The 1349-nt window shown below is 65.2% G+C and carries 2 protein-coding genes; both read right to left on the bottom strand.

Going from position 1 to position 1349, the window contains the following annotated elements:
- Positions 1-30 precede the first annotated feature (30 nt).
- Positions 31-942: an IS3 family transposase gene (locus tag ACIBQ1_RS61850; RefSeq protein ID WP_397292892.1), complete on the bottom strand. Its 912-nt coding sequence runs from the start codon at positions 940-942 to the stop codon at positions 31-33.
- On the bottom strand, positions 939-1310 hold the full coding sequence (locus ACIBQ1_RS61855) for a transposase (RefSeq protein ID WP_397292894.1): 372 nt from the start codon (positions 1308-1310) through the stop codon (positions 939-941). The genes ACIBQ1_RS61850 and ACIBQ1_RS61855 overlap by 4 nt, the downstream gene beginning before the upstream one ends.
- Positions 1311-1349: the final 39 nt, after the last annotated feature.

Below are 1349 nucleotides of genomic sequence, written 5' to 3' on the forward strand. Positions count from 1 at the left end.
TGTCAATCCCCCCAAACCGTGGAGACGGTTCTATGCCACAGCGGTCCTTAGCAGGGCCGTTGATGCTTGCCTCTTCTCGATCATCAGGCGCTCGAATGTGACAGGCGGTAGCCCGTCGTTGGCACTGTGCCTGCGCTTGACGTTGTAGAAGTCCGCGATCCAGGTTGCGATCTTCAGCCGAGCCTCCGCCCGGGTCCGGAAGTGGTGCCGGTACACGAACTCGACCTTCAGGGTGCTGTTGAGCGACTCGGCCGCTCCGTTGTCGAGCGCGCACCCAACCCGGCCCATCGACTGGACCACCCCGTGCTTGCGGCATTCGGCCTGGTAGCGGGAAGCGGTATATTCCGAGCCGCGGTCCGAATGGAAGATCACCCCGTCCACATCGCCCCCGCGCGTGACCACGGCCATCTGCAGCGACGCGACTGTCAGTGCCGCGTCATGGTGCTCGGACATGGCGTAGCCGAGCAGCCGACGGGAGAACAAGTCCTCGACCGAGGCCAAGTACAGTGGCCCCTCATCAGTGCTGATCATCGTGACGTCGCCGACCCACAGCACGTCCGCAGCGGCCGCGGTGAACTTGCGCCGCACCAGGTCCGGAGCGGCCGGCCGCTTGCCCTGCCGGGTCAGCGAGCGCGGCTTCTTCGGCGCCCGCCCGGCCAAGCCGAGTTCGGCCATCCGCTTGGCCACGGTGTTCTCCGACAGCTTCCAGCCTTCGGCCCTCAGGTCCTGGGCGATACGCGGCGACCCGTAGGTGCCACCGGAGGCGGCGAAGTGCCGTTTGATCTCCTCGTCCAGACGGGCGCGCCGCTGTTGCCGAGCCGTTGGCCTGCGGTTCTTCCATTTGTAGAACCACGAGGACGACACGCCCAGCGCACGGAAGCAGATCTTGTGGGGGACACCAAACTCGGCCCTTTGGGACTCGATGAACTCCACCACGGTCATCGGTTCAGCGAGTCCTTGACCCATAGGACCACGGATCGTTTGAGGACATCACGCTCGTCCTCCAGCTCGGCACGTTCCTTCTCCCAGGCGGCCTTGTCCTCGGCGTGCTGCTTGACCAGCTCGGCCTTCTCCCGCCGCAGCCGCGCCAGCTCCTCCTGCTCGGACTCCTTCAGGGTGCCGCCTCCGTTGCCGTTGCGCCCGACCTGCCCTGTTGCGTGCCGGTCCATCTGCACCCAGTTGTGCAGCGTGTACTCGTTGATACCAAGATCCCGCGCGATGTGCGCGACGGGTTTGCCGGTCTCCTTGACGATACGCACCGCCCCGGCTCGGAACTCCGGATCAAAACGGCGTCTCGTGGTTCCTGCCACGACCAAACCTCTCTTGGTTCGGTCTCCACGTTACGAGGG

Source organism: Nonomuraea sp. NPDC050153 (assembly GCF_044460125.1).
Classification (GTDB): domain Bacteria; phylum Actinomycetota; class Actinomycetes; order Streptosporangiales; family Streptosporangiaceae; genus Nonomuraea.

Excerpts from the sequence above, each read along its gene's own strand:
- ACIBQ1_RS61850 (WP_397292892.1), bottom strand. The coding sequence starts at position 942 with ATGACCGTGGTGGAGTTCATCGAGTCCCAAAGGGCCGAGTTTGGTGTC.